At 62.8% G+C, this 19,936-nt stretch carries 15 protein-coding genes; 7 read left to right on the top strand and 8 right to left on the bottom strand.

Features of this window, described 5'->3' with window-relative positions; translation table 11 throughout:
* Positions 1–153: 153 nt before the first annotated feature.
* A complete protein-coding gene (locus U9R80_RS03315; RefSeq protein WP_301842557.1) occupies positions 154–3,981 on the top strand; it encodes a bifunctional diguanylate cyclase/phosphodiesterase in 3,828 nt (1,275 codons plus the stop codon).
* A 250-nt stretch (positions 3,982–4,231) separates the two neighbouring features.
* Positions 4,232–5,485 (top strand): serine hydroxymethyltransferase, encoded by a 1,254-nt coding sequence (glyA, locus tag U9R80_RS03310; RefSeq protein ID WP_028944035.1) that lies wholly within the window; start codon positions 4,232–4,234, stop codon positions 5,483–5,485.
* Positions 5,486–5,605: 120 nt separating this feature from the next.
* On the opposite strand, the gene yjiA is transcribed toward glyA, so the two are convergent.
* From yjiA to U9R80_RS03295, 3 genes are all read right to left on the bottom strand, one after another.
* Entirely contained in the window at positions 5,606–6,577 is a 972-nt protein-coding gene (gene yjiA, locus U9R80_RS03305; protein WP_301842561.1) for a GTPase, read from the bottom strand.
* Positions 6,578–6,662: 85 nt separating this feature from the next.
* Positions 6,663–6,860, bottom strand: a complete 198-nt coding sequence (locus U9R80_RS03300) for a YbdD/YjiX family protein (protein ID WP_028944033.1) — start codon at positions 6,858–6,860, stop codon at positions 6,663–6,665.
* Positions 6,861–6,878: 18 nt separating this feature from the next.
* The gene (locus tag U9R80_RS03295) at positions 6,879–8,945 is read right to left on the bottom strand and encodes a carbon starvation CstA family protein (protein WP_301842563.1); all 2,067 of its coding nucleotides are present in this window, start codon (positions 8,943–8,945) and stop codon (positions 6,879–6,881) included.
* Positions 8,946–9,126: 181 nt separating this feature from the next.
* Here U9R80_RS03295 and U9R80_RS03290 point away from each other — a divergent pair, with 181 nt between their 5' ends.
* Both U9R80_RS03290 and U9R80_RS03285 read left to right on the top strand, forming a co-directional pair.
* On the top strand, positions 9,127–9,492 hold the full coding sequence (locus tag U9R80_RS03290) for a PilZ domain-containing protein (protein WP_301842566.1): 366 nt from the start codon (positions 9,127–9,129) through the stop codon (positions 9,490–9,492).
* Between the two features lie 274 nt (positions 9,493–9,766).
* Positions 9,767–11,287 carry a nucleobase:cation symporter-2 family protein gene (locus tag U9R80_RS03285; RefSeq protein ID WP_301842568.1) on the top strand — a complete coding sequence of 507 codons (1,521 nt, stop codon included), beginning with the start codon at positions 9,767–9,769 and terminating at the stop codon, positions 11,285–11,287.
* A gap of 70 nt (positions 11,288–11,357) precedes the next feature.
* On the opposite strand, the gene radA is transcribed toward U9R80_RS03285, so the two are convergent.
* Complete coding sequence (radA, locus tag U9R80_RS03280; protein ID WP_028944029.1) at positions 11,358–12,725, bottom strand: DNA repair protein RadA; 1,368 nt, start codon at positions 12,723–12,725, stop codon at positions 11,358–11,360.
* A 175-nt stretch (positions 12,726–12,900) separates the two neighbouring features.
* Between radA and mscL the strand changes: the two genes are divergently transcribed.
* Positions 12,901–13,314, top strand: coding sequence for a large-conductance mechanosensitive channel protein MscL (mscL, locus tag U9R80_RS03275; protein WP_301842569.1), 414 nt, complete (start codon positions 12,901–12,903; stop codon positions 13,312–13,314).
* A gap of 105 nt (positions 13,315–13,419) precedes the next feature.
* On the opposite strand, the gene U9R80_RS03270 is transcribed toward mscL, so the two are convergent.
* Positions 13,420–14,196 carry a ferredoxin--NADP reductase gene (locus U9R80_RS03270; protein WP_301842571.1) on the bottom strand — a complete coding sequence of 259 codons (777 nt, stop codon included), beginning with the start codon at positions 14,194–14,196 and terminating at the stop codon, positions 13,420–13,422.
* 218 nt (positions 14,197–14,414) lie between these two features.
* Here U9R80_RS03270 and U9R80_RS03265 point away from each other — a divergent pair, with 218 nt between their 5' ends.
* A complete protein-coding gene (locus tag U9R80_RS03265) occupies positions 14,415–15,539 on the top strand; it encodes a methyltransferase (protein ID WP_301842574.1) in 1,125 nt (374 codons plus the stop codon).
* A gap of 154 nt (positions 15,540–15,693) precedes the next feature.
* On the opposite strand, the gene U9R80_RS03260 is transcribed toward U9R80_RS03265, so the two are convergent.
* Genes U9R80_RS03260 through U9R80_RS03250 form a run of 3 tightly spaced genes read right to left on the bottom strand, consistent with a single transcriptional unit; the run spans position 15,694 to position 18,311 of the window.
* Complete coding sequence (locus U9R80_RS03260; RefSeq protein WP_036989853.1) at positions 15,694–15,849, bottom strand: DUF2474 domain-containing protein; 156 nt, start codon at positions 15,847–15,849, stop codon at positions 15,694–15,696.
* 11 nt (positions 15,850–15,860) lie between these two features.
* Entirely contained in the window at positions 15,861–16,868 is a 1,008-nt protein-coding gene (cydB, locus tag U9R80_RS03255) for a cytochrome d ubiquinol oxidase subunit II (protein ID WP_301842578.1), read from the bottom strand.
* A gap of 3 nt (positions 16,869–16,871) precedes the next feature.
* Positions 16,872–18,311, bottom strand: a complete 1,440-nt coding sequence (locus tag U9R80_RS03250) for a cytochrome ubiquinol oxidase subunit I (RefSeq protein WP_301842579.1) — start codon at positions 18,309–18,311, stop codon at positions 16,872–16,874.
* Between the two features lie 362 nt (positions 18,312–18,673).
* On the opposite strand from U9R80_RS03250, the gene U9R80_RS03245 reads away from it, so the two are divergent.
* A complete protein-coding gene (locus U9R80_RS03245; protein WP_301842581.1) occupies positions 18,674–19,891 on the top strand; it encodes an MFS transporter in 1,218 nt (405 codons plus the stop codon).
* Positions 19,892–19,936 lie beyond the last annotated feature (45 nt).

Here is a 19,936-nt window from a genome sequence, read left to right as displayed (position 1 = left end):
GAACAGGGCTGGCACTTTGCCACGTTTGCGGGCATGCTAACCGCCCTTCGGGCGTCGGGCTTATAGTGCGAAACCGGAGTAGCCGCCAGGACCGCGGTGCCTGCCCCCCAGCAGCTCTAAACCTGCCATCCAGCCATACCGCAGGATCATCGTTTGACCAATCTCACTCAGCCGACATCCTTGCGCACACCGTCCAGCGCGTCCGGCTCACCCTTGCGCGGCTCCTTGAAGAGTGCCCTGGCCCTGCTGGTATTCCTGTTGCTTGGCCTGCTGCTCTGGCAGCTTGTCGACCAGTACCGCCACACCCAGGCCGACCAGTACCAGCACAGCCTGGACGCCAGCGTCGAGCTTGCCGATCACCTGTCCCTGAACATGGCACTCAAGGCCCAGCAGGCCCTGAACCTGGTGCAGCCCTACCGCTCGTCGGTTGCCAAGGAACAACTGCCGGAGACGCTCGCGCACCTGCAAGCCCGCATGCCTGCGCTGCAAAGCCTGGCCTGGATCGACGCAAACGGTTCCGTGCTCGCCGACAGCCTCGGCGACACCCCCGACTCGAGCACCCTGCACACTCTGCTGCAGTTGAGCCAGGATCGTCCTTATTACTACAGCAACACCCCGGACAACCGGCTCATCTACTTGCTGCTTCACCAGCCCGATGCGGCACCGGGGCACTGGCTGCTGCGCCTGGACGCGACCTACTACAACGACCTGACCTCGCACCTGGACCGCCCCAATCATCCGCTGTGGCTGCTGGAAAACAGCCGCACCGGCCACATCATCAACCGCCACCCGCCAACGCCCGGCAGTGACGAGCCGCTGCAAAGCGTGATGCTGGCGTTCCTCGACAACAGTACCTGGCAACTGCGCGGCCTGTTCGATGCGGGACTTGCCCGCCAGCAACTGCTGCCGGCGCTGATCGGCAAATGTGTACTGGGCCTGTTCTGCGCCCTGATCCCGCTGCTGGCGCTGATCAACATGCGTCGTCGCCATCGCATGCTGCAAGAAAGCCGCCGGCGCTATCACGACATCTTCGAAGGCACCGGGGTCGCCCTGTGCGTGCTCGATCTCTCCGGCCTGCCCGGGATGCTGGAGCGCCACCGCCTGCCCAGCCGCCAGGCGCTCGCCCAACGCCTGGGCTTCGACCTGCCGTTGCGCCGTGCGCTGCTGCAAGAGTTGAAAGTGACCGAAGTGAATCAGGTCGCCCTGCAGTTGCTCGGCGTGCAATGCAGCAACGGCGCCTGGCAACGTTTGATCGAAGGCACCGGGGACGGCAGCGACGGCATTGGCCTGCAACTGCTCGAGGCAGTGCTGGACAAGCAGCACCTGCTGGAACTGGAGGTCCGCCTGCCCCTGGCCGATGGCCAGGAGATGCACTTGTGGTTGATGGTGCGCTTCCCCGAACACCGCCGCGATTACCAGGCGGTGATTCTGAGCATCAGCGACATCACCAGCCGCAAGCAGGTCGAGCTGTCGTTGCTGGAGCGTGAAAGCTTCTGGTCGGATGTGGTGCGAACCGTGCCTGACCAACTCTATGTGCAGGATGTAGACAGCCAGCGGATGATCTTCAGCAACCGCAACCTGGGCCAGACCCTGGGCTACGACCGTGCGGAACTCGCGCAGTTGGGCGAGCAGTTCTGGGAGCGCTTGCTGCACCCTGAGGATGCCCAGCTCTACCTGAAGATGCGCCGGCAACAACGCGACTCCGGCTACGCCCAGCAACTGCATTGCCAGTTGCGCTTCCGTCACCACGACAACAGCTGGCGGCGCTTCGATATCCGCGAACAGGCCCTGACCCGCAACAGCGCGGGCCAGGTCACCCGCATCATCGGCGTGGGCAAGGACGTCACCGACCAGATCGAAGCCAGCGAATCGCTGCGCGACAGCGAGCAGCGCTACCGCATGCTGGCCGAAAGCATCAGCGACGTGATCTTCTCTACCGACAACCAGCTACAGCTCAACTATGTCAGCCCGTCGGTACACGCCGTGCTCGGCTACGGCGTGCAGTGGATCTTCGACAATGGCTGGCAGTCGACCATCGCCAACCCCGCGCAACTGACCGGCATCTACAGCCTGGTCGAGCGGGTCAATCGCGCCCTGGGCGACCCCGCGCAGCTCGAACAACTGCGCACCCAACTGCCAACCCAGCTGTTCCTGTTCGACTGCCTGCGCGCCGATGGCCGCAAGATTCCGATCGAGTTGCGCCTGGTGCTGGTGTGGGACGACCAGGAGCGCTTCGAGGGAATCCTCGGCGTCGGCCGCGACATCAGCCAGCAACGCCGGGCCGAGAAGGACCTGCGCATGGCTGCCACGGTATTCGAGCACTCGACCTCGGCGATCCTGATCACCGACCCGGCCGGCTACATCGTCCAGGCCAACGAGGCGTTCAGCCGGGTCAGCGGCCATGCCGTGGCCGATGTCCTCGACCAACTGCCGGGCATGCTGACTGTCGATGAACACCAGGAAGCGCACCTGCGCTACGTGCTCAAGCAACTCAACCAGCGCGGCACCTGGGAAGGTGAAGTGTGGCTCAAGCGCCGCAGCGGCGAGCATTACCCGGCCTGGGTCGGCATCACTGCCGTGCTCGATGACGAAGGCGACCTGGCCAGCTATGTGTGCTTCTTTACCGACATCAGCGAGCGCAAGGCCAGCGAACAGCGCATCCACCGCCTGGCCTACTATGACGCCCTGACCCACCTGCCCAACCGCACCTTGTTCCAGGACCGCCTGCACACGGCCCTGCAACAGGCCGAGCGGCAAAAGGCCTGGGTGGTGCTGATGTTCCTGGACCTGGACCGCTTCAAGCCGATCAACGACTCCCTCGGCCATGCCGCCGGCGATCGCATGCTCAAGGACATGGCTGAGCGTCTGCTCGACTGCGTCGACAATGACGACACCGTGGCGCGCATGGGCGGTGACGAATTCACCCTGCTGCTGCAACCACGGGCCACCCGCGAGATGGCACTCAATCGCGCCATCCATGTGGCCGAGCAAATCCTCGCCAGCCTGGTGCGACCGTTCGTGCTGGAAAACCGCGAGTTCTTCGTCACGGCCAGTATCGGCATTGCCCTGAGTCCGCAGGACGGCAGCGAGCTCAGCCAACTGATGAAAAACGCCGACACGGCCATGTACCACGCCAAAGAGCGCGGCAAGAACAACTTCCAGTTCTACCAGGCCGACATGAACGCCAGCGCCCTGGAGCGCCTGGAACTGGAAAGCGACCTGCGCCACGCGCTGGAGCAGAACGAATTCATCCTTTATTACCAACCGCAGTTCAGCGGCGACGGCAAGCGCCTGACCGGGGCCGAGGCCCTGCTGCGCTGGCGCCACCCGCGTCGCGGGCTGGTGCCGCCGGGTGACTTTATCCCGGTGATCGAGGAGTTGGGGCTGGTGGTGGATGTTGGCGACTGGGTCATCAAGGAAGCCTGCCGCCAGCTCAAGGCCTGGCACCAGGACAAGGTGCGCGTGCCCAAGGTGTCGGTGAACATCTCCGCCCGGCAATTCTCCGACGGCCAGCTGGGTACGCGGATCGCCACCATCCTCAAAGACACCGGCCTGCCGCCGGCGTGCCTGGAGCTGGAGCTGACCGAGAGCATCCTGATGCGCGAGGTCAACGAAGCCATGGTGATTCTCGACAGCCTGAAGAACCTCGGCCTGAGCATTGCGGTCGACGACTTTGGCACCGGCTACTCGTCGCTCAACTACCTCAAGCAGTTCCCGATCGACGTACTGAAGATCGACCGCACCTTCGTCGACGGCCTGCCCGAAGGCGAACAGGATGCCCAGATCGCCAGGGCCATCATCGCCATGGCCCACAGCCTGAACCTGGCGGTGATCGCCGAGGGCGTGGAAACCCATGAGCAGCTGGAATTCCTGCGTGAGCACGGCTGCGACGAAGTACAGGGCTACCTGTTCGGCCGGCCCATGCCGGCCAACCAGTTTGAAGCCCAATTCAGCAACGAAACACTCTTCATGTTCGACTGAGGACTGCAAGCTGCAAGCTGCAAGCTGCAAGCTGCAAGCTGCAAGCTGCAAGCTGCAAGCTGCAAGCTGCAAGCGAAAAGCATCGGGTGAACGACAATTCACGTCCCACCCTGCTCCTCTTGCCGCTTGAAACTTGCAGCTTGTCGCTCATGAACCCCATTTGTCTGCGACATGATGCCCTTTCATATGCCAGACAATTTCTGATGGGGTAGAATGCCCGCCTATTTCAGCACGATCCTTGAGGACCGCCATGTTCAGCCGTGATTTGACCATTGCCAAGTACGACGCCGATCTCTTTGCCGCTATGGAGCAAGAAGCTCAGCGCCAGGAAGAGCACATCGAGCTGATCGCTTCGGAAAACTACACCAGCCCGGCTGTCATGGAAGCCCAGGGCTCGGTGCTGACCAACAAGTACGCCGAAGGTTACCCAGGCAAGCGCTACTACGGCGGTTGCGAGTACGTCGACGTGGTCGAGCAACTGGCTATCGACCGTGCCAAGGAACTGTTCGGCGCCGACTACGCCAACGTCCAGCCGCACGCCGGTTCCCAGGCCAACGCCGCTGTCTACCTGGCCCTGCTGTCGGCCGGTGACACCATCCTGGGCATGAGCCTGGCCCACGGTGGTCACTTGACCCACGGTGCCAACGTCAGCTCTTCGGGCAAACTGTACAACGCTGTCCAGTACGGTATCGATGCCAACGGCCTGATCGACTACGACGAAGTCGAGCGTCTGGCGGTCGAGCACAAGCCGAAGATGATCGTTGCCGGTTTCTCTGCCTACTCGCAGATCCTGGACTTCCCACGCTTCCGCGCCATCGCTGACAAGGTCGGTGCCTACCTGTTCGTCGACATGGCCCACGTTGCCGGTCTGGTCGCTGCAGGCGTGTACCCGAACCCGGTTCCATTCGCCGACGTCGTTACCACCACGACCCACAAGACCCTGCGCGGTCCACGTGGCGGCCTGATCCTGGCTCGCGCCAACGCCGACATCGAGAAGAAGCTGAACTCCGCCGTATTCCCAGGCGCCCAGGGCGGCCCACTGGAGCACGTGATTGCCGCCAAGGCCATCTGCTTCAAGGAAGCACTGCAGCCTGAGTTCAAGGCTTACCAGCAGCAAGTGGTGAAGAACGCCCAGGCCATGGCCGGCGTGTTCATCGAGCGCGGTTTTGACGTCGTCTCTGGCGGTACTCAGAACCACCTGTTCCTGCTGTCGCTGATCAAGCAGGAAATCTCCGGTAAAGACGCCGACGCCGCCCTGGGTCGCGCCTTCATCACCGTCAACAAGAACTCGGTCCCTAACGACCCACGTTCCCCGTTCGTCACCTCCGGCCTGCGCTTCGGTACCCCGGCTGTGACCACTCGCGGCTTCAAGGAAGCAGAGTGCAAGGAACTGGCCGGCTGGATCTGCGACATCCTGGCTGACCTGAACAACGAAGCGGTGATCGACGCCGTTCGTGAGAAGGTCAAGGCCATCTGCGCCAAGCTGCCGGTCTACGGCAACTGATCGCACGCCTGATGTGAAAAAGCCCGGCTCAATAGCCGGGCTTTTTTGTGCCTGTAGGAGCGGGCTTGCCCCGCGATAGCGGTAGTGGCCGCACCCTCGAATCGCGAGGCAAGCCCGCTCCTACAAGGTGGTCAAGGCCTCGAAACCTGCGCGGATCTTCGCCTCCGGCAGCTCGTCGGCAATGAATACCATCACGCTCTCGCGCGTCTCCCCTTGCGCCCAGTCGGTATCCCAGTCAAAGCCATAGAGCTTGAGCACGCCCTGGAACACCAGGCGCCGGTCCTCACCGGCAATGTTGAGCACGCCCTTGTAGCGCAGCAGTTGCTTGCCATGGTCTTCCAGCAACTGGTTCATGAAGTCGCTGAGCCGGTCGATGTCCAATGGCGTCTCGGTGCGCAGCACAAGGCTCGAGATACGGTCCGGGGTCACAGGCTGCGAAACCGGGCGCAAGCTCAAGCCGCCGCCCAGGTCTGCATTGAGGTTGAAACCGCGTACATCCAGCAGTTCGGCCAGGTCAATGCGACCGTGCTCGACCACCCGGATCGGCGCCCGGCGGTTGATGCGCCCCAGGCGCTCGCTCAATGCCTGGAAGCTGTCGGCATCGACCAGGTCGGTCTTGCTCACCAGCAGGCGGTCGGCGAACCCCACCTGCGCCTGGGCGATGGCCTGGGTCAGGTGCTGCTCGGCGTGGGCGGCATCGACCAGGGTGATGATGCCGTCGAGGATATAGCGATCACGCAGCTCCTCGTCGATGAAGAAGGTCTGCGCCACAGGCGCAGGGTCGGCCAGGCCGGTGCACTCGATCACCAGTCGGTCGAAGGCGATCTCGCCACTGTCCAGGCGCTCGAGCAACAGCACCAGCGCCTTGGTCAGGTCGGTATGGATGCTGCAGCACACGCAACCGTTGGCCAGGGTCACGACCTGCACCGGCTCGTCGCCCAGTAACTGGGTGTCGATACCGGCGTCGCTGAATTCGTTCTCGATCACGGCGATCTTCAGGCCGTGCTCGGCCTTGAGCAGATGGCGCAGCAAGGTGGTCTTGCCGGCCCCCAGAAAACCGCTGAGTACTGTTACGGGTATGGGCGCGTGCAAACGGAAAATCTCCTGAGCTGAAAATGACTGTGGGAGCTCGGCAAGCCGGGCTCCCACAGGTTCTAGCGCCGTCAGTGACTGTGGTTCAACAGCACTTGGGCCCACCCTTGCCGCCGTAACGGGCTTCCTGGCGCTCGCGGAAGAACGCCTCGTAGCTCATCACCGGCTTGTCCGGGTGCTTGGTCTGCATATGCTCGACGTAATTGTCGTAGTCGGGCATGCCGACCATCAGGCGGGCTGCCTGCCCCAGGTACTTACCCAGTCGACCGAGATCGTTGAACATCACTGCATTCCTCGAAGGTTACGCATCCGGCAGGGCCTGGAACGGGGACTCTTTGTCAGTCCGCTCTTTTTTGTTCAGGGCGGCGATACCGACCTTGAGGGCAAAGAACAGAATGCTGAAGACCACGAGCAGGAACAGGCCGGTCAGGGCTGCGTTGGTGTACGCGTTGAAGATCACGTGCTGCATCTGGCCGATGTCCTTGGCCGGGGCCAGTACCTGACCGGCGTCGAGCGCGGTGCTGTACTTGTTGGCCAGGGCCAGGAAGCCGACCGCCGGGTTCGGATCGAACAGCTTGATGAAGCCCGCGGTGGTGGTGCAGATCAGCAGCCATACCGCCGGCAGCAGGGTGACCCACATGTAGCGCTGGCGCTTCATCTTGATCAGGACCACGGTGCCGAGCATCAGCGCGATACCGGCCAGCATCTGGTTGGAGATACCGAACAGCGGCCACAAGGTGTTGATGCCACCCAGCGGATCGATCACGCCCTGGTACAGCAGGTAACCCCAGAGGGCCACGCAGCCTGCGGTCGCGAGCAGGTTGGCACCCCACGACTCGGTACGCTTGAGGGCTGGAACGAAGCTGCCCAGCAGGTCCTGGAGCATGAAGCGCCCGGCACGGGTACCGGCGTCCACGGCGGTGAGGATGAACAGCGCCTCGAACAGGATCGCGAAGTGGTACCAGAACGCCATGGTGTTTTCACCCGGCAGCACCTGGTGCAGGATCTGCGCGATACCGACCGCCAGGGTCGGCGCACCCCCGGCACGGGCCAGGATGGTGTGCTCGCCGATGTCCCTGGCGACCGCCTCAAGGGCGTCCGGGGTAATGGTGAAGCCCCAGCTGCTGACCGTCTGGGCCACGCTGACCACATCGGAACCGACTACCGCAGCCGGGCTGTTCATGGCGAAGTACACGCCAGGCTCGATCACCGAAGCGGCAACCATGGCCATGATGGCGACGAACGACTCCATCAGCATGCCGCCGTAACCGATGTAGCGGGCGTTGGTTTCGTTATCCAGCAGCTTGGGCGTGGTGCCCGAGGAAATCAGTGCGTGGAAGCCCGACACCGCGCCGCAGGCAATGGTGATGAACAGGAACGGGAACAGGGTGCCCTTCCAGACCGGGCCGGTGCCGTCGGTGAACTGGGTCAGCGCCGGCATTTTCAGCTCGGGCGCGATGATCAGGATACCGATGGCCAGGCCGACGATGGTGCCGATCTTGAGGAAGGTGGACAGGTAGTCACGCGGCGCCAGTACCAGCCAGACCGGCAGTACGGCGGCAACAAAGCCGTAGCCCACCAGCATCCAGGTGATCTGCACACCGGTGAAGGTGAAGGCCGGGCCCCAGACCGGATCGGCGGCAACCTGGCCCCCCAGCCAGATCGACAGCAACAGCAGCACCACGCCCATCAGCGAGATCTCACCGATGCGGCCCGGGCGGATGTAGCGCATATAAATGCCCATGAACATCGCGATCGGGATGGTCGCCATCACCGTGAACATGCCCCACGGGCTCTCGGCCAGGGCCTTGACCACGATCAGCGCCAGCACCGCGAGGATGATGATCATGATCAGGAAGCAGCCGAACAGGGCGATGGTGCCCGGGATACGGCCCATTTCCTCGCGGACCATGTCACCCAGGGAGCGACCGTTGCGGCGGGTGGACAGGAACAGGATCATGAAGTCCTGTACCGCACCGGCCAGCACCACGCCGGCGATCAGCCAGAGCGTGCCGGGCAGGTAGCCCATTTGCGCGGCCAGGACCGGACCGACCAGGGGGCCGGCGCCAGCGATGGCGGCAAAGTGGTGACCGAAAAGAATGTGTTTGTTGGTCGGCACATAGTCCAGACCATCGTTGTTGAGCACCGCCGGGGTGGCCCGGCGCGGGTCCAGCTGCATCACCTTGGTGGCGATGAACAGGCTGTAGTAGCGATAGGCGACCAGGTAGATGGCGACCGACGCGACCACGATCCACAAGGCGTTGATGGCCTCGCCACGACGCAGGGCTACCACACCCAGCGCACAGGCCCCTATGACTGCCAGCGCCAGCCACGGAATGTGGCGTAGCAGGCTATTATTGTTGTTCATGGTTTGCTTCCACTAGTGGATAAAAGACAGCCATTGGAGTCTAGCGATACTGGCAGGAAAGGCCAGCCCCCACGTTGGTCTAGAGCCCTCAACGCGGTATGGGCAGCTGTTGTTATGCGCCCATGCGCAGGCCTTGGCAAGGCCTGAGCTATAGTCAGGAAGAACCCCGGAGTGCCCGATCATGAGCGACCACCAAGAACGTCGACGTTTTCAGCGTGTGGCCTTCGATGCGCCCACCGAGTTGTGCCAGGGCGAGCGCTGCTGGCCCGTGACCCTGATCGACCTTTCACTCAAGGGCATGCTGGTTGAACGGCCCGAGCCCTGGGATGCCGACCTGACCCAGGACTTCGAGGCCATTGTTCACTTGGGCGACCTGGAAAAAGTCTGCATGCAGGTTGAACTGCGCCATGAAGAGTCCGACCAGCTCGGCTTCATCTGCCTGCACATCGACATTGATTCGATGACCCATTTGCACCGTCTGGTGGAATTGAACCTGGCCGACAGCACCGAAATGATGCGCGAACTGCGAGAACTGATCGAAGTTTAGAATCTATTAGCCTGCTATCTACTTCCCTTCCTGGCAGGCTTCTCTCTTTTTCTGTCCACTTGGACAGTTTTTTTCCACCGAATGTCACCTTTCACGCAGCCCTGCGAGGCCTGCGCCTGGGCGTTGGAACGATACCTGCATTGAGTAATGGACCCAAACGGATAGCCTTACTGTTCCTATGCCAATCTAAAAATTGTATACAATTGCGCTGGCTTTCGACTGTAGGAAATGTCTACAGTAGCCCCACAAAAATAAAACACAGAGACCCTGCCCCATGAATACGTCCTCCCCTAGCACGTCTTCAGCCCCACGTCCCGAAGACGAAAATCTGGGCCTAGGTGCAAACCTGGCGTACGGCCTGCAGCACGTTCTGACCATGTACGGCGGTATCGTTGCCGTTCCCCTGATCCTCGGACAGGCCGCTGGCCTGACACCGGCGGAAATCGGCCTGCTGATCGCCGCATCGCTGTTTGCCGGTGGTCTGGCCACCCTGTTGCAGACCCTCGGCCTGCCGTTCTTCGGTTGCCAGCTGCCGCTGGTGCAAGGGGTTTCGTTCGCTGGTGTGGCAACCATGGGTGCGATTCTCAGCAGTGAAGGCGGTGGCGGCCTGCCCGGCGTACTGGGTGCGGTCATGGCGGCGTCCTTCCTCGGGTTTCTGATCACGCCGGTGTTCTCGCGCATCACCAAATACTTCCCGCCGCTGGTGACCGGTATCGTCATCACCACCATCGGCCTGACCCTGATGCCCGTCGCCGCACGCTGGGTCATGGGCGGCAACAGCAAAGCCCCGGACTTCGGCAGCATGGCCAACATCGGCCTGGCAGCGCTGACCTTCGTCATCGTTCTGGTGCTGAGCAAACTGGGCAGCGCGACCATCTCGCGCCTGTCGATCCTGCTGGCCATGGTCATCGGTACCCTGATCGCCTGGTCGCTGGGCATGGCTGACTTCAGCAAGGTGCTCGAAGGCCCGCTGGTGGCTTTCCCGACGCCCTTCCACTTCGGCATGCCGACCTTCCACATCGCCGCGATCCTGTCGATGTGCATCGTGATCATGGTGACCCTGGTGGAAACCTCGGCAGACATCCTCGCCGTGGGTGAAATCATCGACACCAAAGTCGACTCCAAGCGCCTGGGCAACGGCCTGCGCGCCGACATGGCGTCCAGCATCCTGGCACCGATCTTCGGCTCCTTCACCCAGAGCGCCTTCGCCCAGAACGTCGGCCTGGTCGCCGTGACCGGGGTCAAGAGCCGCTATGTGGTCGCCACCGGCGGTGTCATCCTGGTAGTGCTCGGCCTGCTGCCGATCATGGGCCGCGTGATTGCCGCAGTGCCGACCTCGGTACTCGGTGGCGCCGGTATCGTCCTGTTCGGTACCGTGGCGGCCAGTGGTATCCGTACCCTGTCCAAGGTCAGCTACAAGAACAACGTCAACCTGATCATCGTCGCCGCCTCCCTGGGCTTTGGCATGATCCCGATCGCCGCACCGAACTTCTACGCGCAGTTCCCCAACTGGTTCGAGACCATCTTCCACTCCGGCATCAGCTCGGCTGCGATCATGGCCATCGTCCTGAACCTGGTGTTCAACCACTTCACGGCCGGCAACTCGGATCAGCAGTCGGTGTTCGCCGCCGCCTACGAACGCACCATCCATTACTCGGACATCTCCGCCCTGCGTGACGGTGACTACTTCGAGGATGGCAAGCTGTTCAATGCCGAAGGCAAGGAAGTGCCTGTGATGGGTGAAGGGGAGCACGGGGAGCCACCTGTGCGCCGAGAGGCCGTCTCGGAACACTGATCTTTCCCAAGGCCATTGAAGCTGGGCCGGTGCGCATCACCGGCCCTTTTTGTTTGTGCGATTCGGGCGACTACTCGAACAGCGCGTCCAGCGCCTGCTCAAGCCGGGTCACGGCAATCACCTGAAGGCCGGCCGGGGCCTCCTTGGGGGCGTTGCCCTTGGGCACGATGGCCCGCTTGAAGCCATGCTTGGCCGCTTCCTTCAAACGCTCCTGGCCGCTGGGCACCGGGCGCACCTCACCAGACAAGCCCACCTCGCCGAACACCAGCAGGCCGTTGTCCAACGGACGGTTACGCAGGCTGGACATGATCGCCGCCATCAATGCCAGGTCCGAGGCGGTCTCCAGTACCTTGACCCCGCCCACCACGTTGAGGAACACGTCCTGGTCATGGGTCGGGATGCCGCCGTGGCGGTGCAGTACCGCCAGCAGCATGGCCAGGCGATTCTGGTCCAGGCCCAGGGTGACCCGCCGGGGGTTGGACAAATGACTGTCATCGACCAGCGCCTGGACTTCCACCAGCATCGGCCGGGTACCTTCCCAGGTGGCCATGACCACGCTGCCGGGGACTTCCTCCTGGGCGCGGGTGAGGAAGATCGCCGAGGGGTTGGAGACTTCCTTGAGGCCACGGTCGGTCATGCCGAACACGCCCAGCTCATTGACCGCGCCGAAGCGGTTCTTCACCGCCCGCAGCAAACGCAGGCGGCCATCGGACTCACCCTCGAAATACAGCACGGTGTCGACCATGTGCTCCAGCACCCGAGGGCCGGCCAGCGCGCCCTCCTTGGTCACATGACCGACAAGGAAGATCGCCGTGCCACTCTGCTTGGCGTAACGCACCAGCAAGGCGGCGCTTTCCCGCACCTGGGAAACCCCGCCCGGTGCCGATTGCAGTTGCTCGGTGAAGATGGTCTGGATCGAGTCGATCACCATGACCTTGGGCTTTTCCACCCGCGCCGTGGCGATGATGGTTTCGATGCAGGTTTCGGTCATGACCCGCAACTGGTCCTGGGGCAGCCCCAGGCGCCGTGCGCGCATGGCCACCTGCTGCTGGGACTCCTCACCGGTGACGTACAGCGCCGGCATGCGCGTGGCGATGGCACACAGGGTCTGCAGCAGGATCGTCGACTTGCCGATGCCTGGGTCACCGCCGATCAACACCACGGAGCCGTCGACCAGGCCACCGCCGAGCACCCGGTCCAGCTCGGCGCTGGCGGTGCTGAAGCGCGGGATTTCCTCGATGCTGACCTCGGCCAGCGTCTTGATCTGCGCCTGCTGCCCGGCCCAGCCGGTACGACCGCTGGGCGCCGCGGCTGCGCCGCTTTCCAGCACGGTTTCGACCAGGGTGTTCCAGGCCCCGCATTCGCCACATTGCCCAGCCCACTTGGGAAAGGTGGCGCCGCACTCAGTGCAGCCGTACATGCGCTTGGCCTTGGCCATGGGGACGGTCCTCTGGAAAAAGGGACCATGATAGCCGACCGGGGTGACCTGGGCCGCCACAGAAATCGACAAAACTATTGGATATAAACGCAGTCTGTTGCAGCAGCGCGGAGCATGAAGCGCATAGCTGATTTACACTTCGCCTACCAACCTCATCTGTTACAAGGAATAAACCATGGGCGTGCTCAGTGAATTCAAGGCCTTCGCGGTCAAAGGCAACGTGGTCGACATGGCCGTCGGTATCATCATCGGCGCGGCCTTCGGCAAAATCGTTTCATCCTTTGTAGGCGATGTGGTGATGCCGCCAATCGGTTTGCTGATCGGTGGCGTGGACTTCAGTGACCTGGCCATTACCCTCAAGGCGGCCGAAGGTGACGTCCCGGCCGTGATGCTGGCCTACGGCAAGTTCATCCAGACTGTGCTGGACTTCGTCATCGTCGCGTTCGCAATCTTCATGGGCGTCAAGGTAATCAACCGCCTCAAGCGTGAAGAAGCCGAGGCGCCTAGCCTGCCACCGGTCCCCACCAAGGAAGAAGAGCTGCTCACCGAGATCCGCGACCTGCTCAAGTCGCAGAATCGGCAACCCTGAATCCAAAGAAAAACGGCGCCAATGGCGCCGTTTTTCATTGTAGGAGCGGGCTTGCCCCGCGATTGCGGTCTGTCAGCCACATCGCATCGCGGGGCAAGCCCGCTCCTACCAGTAGTTTTCCACGGCCACTTGCCCGGGCCGGCGGCTCAGGCTCAAATTCAAACCCCGAAGCTTGAGCGCCTGACGCGTGTCGTCGATCATCTGTGGGTTGCCACACAGCATCACCCGCGAGTGCTCAGGCGTCAGTGCCAGCCCGGCGGCCCGCTCCAGCTCGCCGTTCTCAATCAGGGTCGTGATGCGTTCGTTGAGGGCACCCGGGTGCTGCTCGCGGGTAACCACCGGAATGAACTGCAACTTGCCCGCGTACTCGGCCAGGTAATCGCGCTGCTCAAGGCCTGCGATCAGGTCCAGGTAGGCCAGCTCCTTGGCTTCGCGCACCGAGTACACCAGCTTGATCGACTCGAAACGCTCCCACGCCTCGAAGTCCTGCAGGATCGACATGAACGGTGCAATGCCGGTGCCGGTGGCCAGCAACCACAGGTCACGGCCATCGACAAAGCGATCCAGGGTCAAGAAGCCGAAGGCCTGGCGATCAATCAGCAGGCTGTCGCCCTCGCGCAGTCGACTCAGCTCGCTGGTGAACTCACCGCCCGGCACCACGATGGAAAAGAAATCCAGGTGCTCATCGTGGGGCGCCGACACCATCGAGTAGGCGCGCCAGACCACGCTGCCATCGGCCTTGGTCACGCCCAGGCGAGCGAACTGGCCGGACCGGAAGCGAAACCCCGGATCGCGACTGGTACGCAGGCTGAACAGGCTGGGGGTCAGCGGCTGGACGTCGAGCAACGTCTGGCGAGTGAACTTTTCAGCGCTGGCAGTCATGACTTCCTCCAAAAAACAGATGCGCCCAGTGTCGCGCAAACAGGCCCGGATAAACACCGCAGGATTGTAGTGGCATCCGTTTCGCTGTCACCCCTGACGGCCACCGATCAGCCGATGCCTGCGTGAATCGGCCCCTGCCTGGCAAAACCCTTGTAGAATTGCGCCCCTGTCACTCGCCGCCAATTGCGCGGCGCGCCATAGCCTCAGAGCCTTACGCCATGCCCTTGCTGACCAGCCCTTTTGCCGAACTCGACCTGCTACGCCAGCCCGAGCAAGCCAACGATCCCTTGCAAGCGTTCGACGCCGCCGACGAATACGTGCTGGAACACCTGGCCGAGCAGGCACCGGCGCCCTCGACCCGGGTCCTGGTACTCAATGACAGCTTCGGGGCCTTGGCGATCAGCCTGAGCCGGCATTTTCCGCTCCACAGCAGCGGTGACTCGCACCTGGCTCACCTGGCACTGGAGAAGAACCTGGTGCGCAACGGCCAGGCCTTCGATGCCGTCGCCTTCATCCCGGCCAATACCACGTGGCAAGGCCCGTTCGACCGTGTGCTGGTACGGGTACCCAAGACCCTGGCCTTGCTCGAAGAGCAACTGATCCGCCTGCAAGGTCACCTTGCCCCGGGCGCCCAGGTCATTGCCGGGGCGATGATCAAGCACCTGCCACGCGCCGCCGGCGACCTGCTGGAAAAATACATCGGCCCGGTGCAGGCCTCGCTGGCGCGCAAAAAAGCCCGCCTGTTGATTGCCACCGCCGCGGACAAGCCGGCATTCACCTCCCCCTACCCGACCCGCTACGCGCTGGAGTCGCCACGCCTGGAGCTGCTCAACCATGCCAACGTGTTCTGCCGCGAAGGCCTGGACATCGGCACCCGGGCATTCCTGCCGCACCTGCCGGGCAACCTGGGCACGGCCCGGGTCGCCGACCTTGGCTGCGGCAACGGCGTACTGGCCATCGCCAGCGCCCTGAGCAACCCACAGGCGCACTACACCCTGGTGGATGAGTCGTACATGGCCACGCAGTCGGCCCTGGAAAACTGGCGTGCGGCACTGGGCGAGCGCGAAGTCAGCGTACGTGCCGACGACGGCCTGGCCGGGCAACCGGCGCAATCGCTGGATGTGGTGCTGTGCAACCCGCCGTTCCACCAGCAACAAGTGGTGGGCGACTTCCTCGCCTGGCGCATGTTCCAGCAAGCCCGTGAGGCGTTGGTGGTGGGCGGCTCGCTGTACATCGTCGGCAACCGACACCTGGGCTACCACAGCAAGCTGGCGCGTTTGTTCCGTGGTGTCGAGCAAGTGGCGGCCACGCCCAAGTTCGTGGTGCTCAAGGCTCGCAAGTAATACACCGCCGGTAGGCGCGGGCTTGCCCCGCGATGCGATGTGGCTGACAGACCGCTATCGCGGAGCAAGCCCGCTCCTACAGGCAAAAAAAACCCTTCGCAACCTGGGTCGCGAAGGGCGCTAAATCCGCCGCAAGGCGGGATGGGAATGTTTGTCAGTGGGTGCTCAGGCCGGCTGCCGCCATGAACATGCGCATCAGCCAGGCCACAATCCCCAGGGCCGCCACGCTGCCGGCCCAAATGACCGCCAGCCAGCCCAGCCGTTGCCAGAGCGGCTTTTTCTCTTCGTCATACGTGTGCTTGCCAGTCATCGCCAGGACTCCTAGTGATAGCCGTCCTCATGGGTCACCTTGCCGCGGAACACGTAGTAGCTCCAGAAGGTGTAGCCAAGGATGAACGGAATGATGAACAGCGTTCCCACCAGCATGAAGCCCTGGCTCTGCGGTGGCGCGGCAGCGTCCCAGATCGAGATCGACGGCGGGATGATGTTCGGCCACAAGCTGATACCCAGGCCGCTGTAGCCGAGGAAGATCAGTACCAGGGTCAGCAGGAACGGGGTGTAGTGCGCATTGCGGGCCACGGCCTTGAGCAAACCGTACAGGGTCACCAGCACCAGGATCGGCACCGGCAGGAACCAGAACAGGTTAGGCAGGCTGAACCAGCGGGTGGCGATGTCCGGGTGCGCCAGCGGCGTCCAGATGCTCACGATACCGGTCACCGCCAGCAGCACCAGCGCCAGCGGGCGTGCCAGGTCGTGCATCTGCAGCTGCAGCTTGCCTTCGGTCTTCATGATCAGCCAGGTGCAGCCGAGCAAGGCATAGGCCACGATCAGCCCCAGGCCACAGAACAGGCTGAACGGTGTCAGCCAGTCCAGGGAGCCGCCGGCATAACTGCGGTCGACCACCTTGAAGCCTTCGATGAAGGCGCCCAGGGCCACACCCTGGAAGAAGGTGGCGGCCAGCGAGCCGCCGATGAAGGCCTTGTCCCAGAGGTGACGCTTGTCGGCCTTGGCCTTGAAGCGGAACTCGAACGCCACGCCCCGGAAGATCAAGCCGATCAGCATCAGCATCAGTGGCAGGTACAGCGCCGACAGCACCACGGCGTAGGCCAGCGGGAAGGCGCCGAACAATGCCGCGCCGCCCAGTACCAGCCAGGTTTCGTTACCGTCCCAGACCGGCGCAACGGTGTTCATCATCACGTCGCGGTCCTGCTCGGCCTTGACGAAGGGAAAGAGAATGCCGATGCCAAGGTCGAAGCCATCCATGACCACATACATCATGATCCCGAAGATGATGATCACGGCCCAGATCAGTGGAAGATCAATACCCATGATTCAGTTCCCCTTGCTCAGGCTGGCGTGTTCGCCATCGTCATGATCGTCACCGGCAGCCGACAGCGGCCGTGCAGGCGTGCGTTTCTGGCCAGGGCCACCGGGGTTGGTTTCATCACCCTCGCCGGTCTTCGGCCCCTTGCGCACCAGGCGCATCATGTAGCCCAGGCCCGCGCCAAACAGGGCGAAGTAGACCACCACGAACATCACCAGGGTCACGCCCAGCTGGGTGTAGCTGTGGTTCGAGACACCGTCGGCGGTACGCATCAGGCCATAGACCACCCAGGGCTGACGGCCGATTTCAGTGGTGAACCACCCGGCCAGGATCGCGATCAGGCCGGAGGGGCCCATCCACAAGGTCAGGTACAGGAACGGACGCGAGCTGTAGAGCTTGTCGCTCTTGCGCAGCCACAGGCTCCACAAGCCAACGAAGATCATCAGCATTCCCAGGCCGACCATGATCCGGAACGACCAGAACACCACGGTGGAGTTTGGCCGGTCCTCTTTCGGGAACTCCTTCATCGCCGGCACTTGCTTGTCCAGGCTGTGAGTCAGGATCAGGCTGCCCAGGGCGGGGATTTCCAGCTTGAAGCGGGTGGTCTCGGCTTCCATGTCGGGAATGCCGAAGAGGATCAGCGGCGTCGGCTCGCCGGGGATGTTTTCCCAGTGGCCTTCGATCGCAGCGATTTTCACCGGCTGGTGCTTGAGGGTGTTCAAGCCGTGGAAGTCACCAATCACCGCCTGGATCGGGGCAACGATCAGGGCCATCCACATGGCCATCGAGAGCATCTTGCGGATGGCCGGGTTGTCACGCCCGCGCAGCAAATGCCAGGCCGCCGAAGCGCCAACGAAGAACGCGGTGGCCACGAACGCAGCGGTGGCCATGTGCGCCAGGCGGTACGGGAACGATGGGTTGAAGATAACGGCGAACCAGTCCACCGGGATTACCACGCCATTGACGATCTCGTAACCCTGGGGGGTTTGCATCCAGCTATTGGAGGCAAGAATCCAGAAGGTGGAAATGATGGTGCCGATGGCCACCATGACCGTGGCGAAGAAGTGCAGGCCACGGCCAACACGGTTCCAGCCAAAGAGCATGACGCCGAGGAAACCGGCCTCGAGGAAGAAGGCGGTGAGCACTTCGTAGGTCAGCAGCGGGCCGGTGATGGAACCGGCAAAGTCGGAGAACTTGCTCCAGTTGGTCCCGAACTGGTACGCCATGACCAGGCCAGACACCACCCCCATGCCGAAGTTGACGGCAAAGATCTTCGACCAGAAGTGATAAAGGTCACGGTAGACACTGTTGTTGGTCTTTAGCCACAACCCTTCAAGTACCGCCAGGTAACTCGCCAGGCCAATGGTGATGGCCGGAAACAGGATGTGAAACGACACGGTAAATGCGAACTGAATTCGGGCGAGATCTAGAGCCTCTAATCCGAACATAGTGCTTCCTCTGTCAGGTAATCCGGCGTCAGGCAACGCGCCTTGGCGCCAACTGCCCCCACGGTAGTTGAGTGCGGCTGGTTGGAATTGTTCTAAAAACATCAAATCGCAGGGAATTCGGCCGTACGGCCCAACCGTTGCAAATGAAACTATTGATCCAGGTCAACGGTTGCCAGAAAGGATAGTCCTGAAAGCCCCGCGCGGTTGTGTGGTTGATTGCCGCGTGACCGGTTGTCTCACCCCCTTTACGGCGCCCCAAAACAGTGCGCTAACCGCACAACAGCCGCGAACCCTGCAACCTGCTGTTACAAACTGATGATAATCTGCTGCCCCGCCCCCCTCGCCGAGGCTCTGTTCCGCCGATGTCAGACCATCCGCAGCTGTTGCGTCACCATCGTCCCTTCCTCAAGTTCTGGCTGGCCCGGGTATGTACCGCCAGCGGCTTCCAGATGCTCACTGTGGCCATCGGCTGGCACCTGTACCAGTTGACCGGCAACGTGCTCGACCTGGGCCTGGTCGGCCTGGTGGAGTTCGCCCCACGGGTGCTGTTCATGCTGCACACCGGCCATGTTGCCGACCGCTATGACCGCCGCCGGGTCGCCGCCTTGTGCCAGAGCATCCAGGCGCTGATCGCCGTCGCGTTGGTGATTGGCAGCAGCACCGACAGCGTCAGCCGCGAGATGATCTTCATCCTGGCCTTCCTGCTCGGTGCCACCCGCTCCTTTGAAATGCCGGCCACCCAGGCGCTGCTGCCTAACGTCGTGCCGCCGGGCCTGTTCCCGCGCGCGGTGGCCGCCTCGGCCTCGGCAATGCAGTCGGCGACCATCGTGGCGCCGGCGGTCGGGGGTTTTCTGTATGCCTTTGGCAGTGTCTGGGTCTATGGCCCGACGGTGCTGCTGTACGTGACCGCCTGCCTGCTGACCTTGAGCCTCAGCGTCCGCCCGCAAGTGCCCCAAACCGGCCGCGCCAGCCTGGACTCGCTGCTGGCCGGCATTCGCTTTATCCGCAGCCGCCCGGACATCCTTGGCGCTATTTCCCTGGACTTGTTCGCCGTATTGCTGGGCGGCGCCACTGCACTGCTGCCGGTATTCGCCAAGGACATCCTGCTCACCGGTCCCTGGGGCCTGGGCCTGTTGCGTTCGGCGCCGGCGGTGGGCGCATTGCTGATGTCGCTGTGGCTGGCGCGCTTCCCGGTGGAGCGCAACGTGGGCCGGGTGATGTTTACCGCGGTCGGCATCTTTGGCGTGGCCACCATCGCCTTTGGCCTGTCGACCTCGTTCTGGTTCTCGTTGGCGGTACTGGCCGTGCTGGGTGCAGCCGACATGATCAGCATGGTGATCCGCGGTGCCTTCGTGCAGCTGGAAACCCCGGATGAAATGCGCGGGCGGGTGAGTGCGGTGAACGGCTTATTCATCGGCGCCTCGAATCAGTTGGGGGAATTTGAATCCGGGGTGACGGCGCACTGGTTCGGTACGGTGCCCGCCGTGGTGCTGGGCGGGGTGGGGACGCTGGTGGTGACGGGGGTGTGGATCAAGCTGTTTCCGACGTTGGCGCGGCGCGATCATATGCATTCGTCATGAAGGCCTTTCGCGGGGCAAGCCCGCTCCTACCGTAGGAGCGGGCTT

The organism is Pseudomonas sp. JQ170C, assembly GCF_035581345.1.
Lineage (GTDB): Bacteria > Pseudomonadota > Gammaproteobacteria > Pseudomonadales > Pseudomonadaceae > Aquipseudomonas.
This window is presented reverse-complemented; position numbering and strand designations above follow the sequence as displayed.

Coding starts and splice junctions, on each gene's coding strand:
- mscL (WP_301842569.1), top strand. CDS start 12,901: ATGGGCGTGCTCAGTGAATTCAAGGCCTTCGCGGTCAAAGGCAACGTG.
- U9R80_RS03285 (WP_301842568.1), top strand. CDS start 9,767: ATGAATACGTCCTCCCCTAGCACGTCTTCAGCCCCACGTCCCGAAGAC.
- U9R80_RS03260 (WP_036989853.1), bottom strand. CDS start 15,849: ATGACTGGCAAGCACACGTATGACGAAGAGAAAAAGCCGCTCTGGCAA.
- U9R80_RS03250 (WP_301842579.1), bottom strand. CDS start 18,311: ATGTTCGGATTAGAGGCTCTAGATCTCGCCCGAATTCAGTTCGCATTT.
- radA (WP_028944029.1), bottom strand. CDS start 12,725: ATGGCCAAGGCCAAGCGCATGTACGGCTGCACTGAGTGCGGCGCCACC.
- U9R80_RS03265 (WP_301842574.1), top strand. CDS start 14,415: ATGCCCTTGCTGACCAGCCCTTTTGCCGAACTCGACCTGCTACGCCAG.
- U9R80_RS03290 (WP_301842566.1), top strand. CDS start 9,127: ATGAGCGACCACCAAGAACGTCGACGTTTTCAGCGTGTGGCCTTCGAT.
- cydB (WP_301842578.1), bottom strand. CDS start 16,868: ATGGGTATTGATCTTCCACTGATCTGGGCCGTGATCATCATCTTCGGG.
- U9R80_RS03295 (WP_301842563.1), bottom strand. CDS start 8,945: ATGAACAACAATAATAGCCTGCTACGCCACATTCCGTGGCTGGCGCTG.
- U9R80_RS03270 (WP_301842571.1), bottom strand. CDS start 14,196: ATGACTGCCAGCGCTGAAAAGTTCACTCGCCAGACGTTGCTCGACGTC.
- U9R80_RS03245 (WP_301842581.1), top strand. CDS start 18,674: ATGTCAGACCATCCGCAGCTGTTGCGTCACCATCGTCCCTTCCTCAAG.
- glyA (WP_028944035.1), top strand. CDS start 4,232: ATGTTCAGCCGTGATTTGACCATTGCCAAGTACGACGCCGATCTCTTT.
- U9R80_RS03300 (WP_028944033.1), bottom strand. CDS start 6,860: ATGTTCAACGATCTCGGTCGACTGGGTAAGTACCTGGGGCAGGCAGCC.